Annotated in this window: 1 protein-coding gene; it reads right to left on the bottom strand. The window is 61.3% G+C overall.

The features are described from left to right. Positions 1 to 1085: ShlB/FhaC/HecB family hemolysin secretion/activation protein (locus tag J2D75_RS14255; RefSeq protein ID WP_207855452.1), on the bottom strand; the 1085-nt coding region annotated here is incomplete at both ends.

Raw genomic sequence — 1085 nt, 5'->3', positions numbered from 1 at the left:
ATGGGGTTTACCTGCGAGACATGGCCGTAATCGTAGAACAGCCCCACCTGTTCCGTATCATGCACGGGCAGGTTGGGGGCGATGAACCTGGAGAGGCTGAAAGCTGGTGAGCGGATTTCGTTGGTGACACTCACCCCCTCGCTGCCCAGTGCGGTATCGGTAAAGTAGCCACGCGCGGTGTAAAGCCCACCAAGGCCAAGCTGGTTGTTATACATCAGGTTGGTGCTGGCCAGCTGGCCGGTAGCCTGCAAAATCCATGACAGGCCAGCGGGTAGCCAGGTGGTGCGGGTCAGGCTCAGCGTGTCATACACATACTGGTCGTTTGAGCCGGGCACGAGGGTTTCGAAATTGCGGCGGCGGTTGGCTCCGCTCATGCCGCCGGGGCTGAGCACGAGCTGGTTCTGGAACGTGGTCTGGCCATACGGGTCGTTCAGCATGGCATTGTAGATAATGGGAAACTGATCGACCTCGGCCAGACTGTCGAATACGTGCAGCCCACCGAATTCGAGCGTGTTGTTGGTGGTTTTGAAGTCAAAGCCGATCTGCACATCTTCGGTCATGCGCGTATGCGGGCCGAAGGTGATGGCGGGCAGGTCGTGGATATAGCGCAGGCTGGCCTGGCCGCTATGGCCGGTCTCGCCCAGATAGGCGCCGCTGGAGCGCATATCGGGTTTTTCCCACGCATAGGAGCCAAAGACCTGAATGCGGTCATGCCAGGGCAGGGGGGCTGTCCAGCTCAGGGCGTGGCCGCTGTAGCGGTCGCTGACACTATGGGTGAACTGGTAGGAGAGGATCTGCCCCAGCCCCGCCACATTACCCCATGTGCCGCCCACCGCCCATTCGGAAGCGCCGAGCGAGGGCACGCCCGCATTGTCGTAGGAGCCATAGACATGCAGGGGCAGGCGATCCTTTGTCTGCAGGGTGACATCGGTTGTGCCTTGTGCCGAGCCGGGTGAGAACAGGGCATCGACGGTGCGGAACGGATTGCTGTTCAGCCAGCCCAGCCCCGCCTGCATATCTGACAGGCTGAGGGTCTGGCCGGGCACCAGCCCGCTTTCCTGCCGGATCAGCTGATCGGAAAACCA

Origin of the sequence: Acetobacter suratthaniensis, from assembly GCF_017377745.1 — a bacterium.
Taxonomy (GTDB): Bacteria; Pseudomonadota; Alphaproteobacteria; order Acetobacterales; family Acetobacteraceae; genus Acetobacter; species Acetobacter suratthaniensis.
Note: the sequence above shows the minus strand (reverse complement) of the source record. Positions and strands in the feature narration are given on the sequence as shown.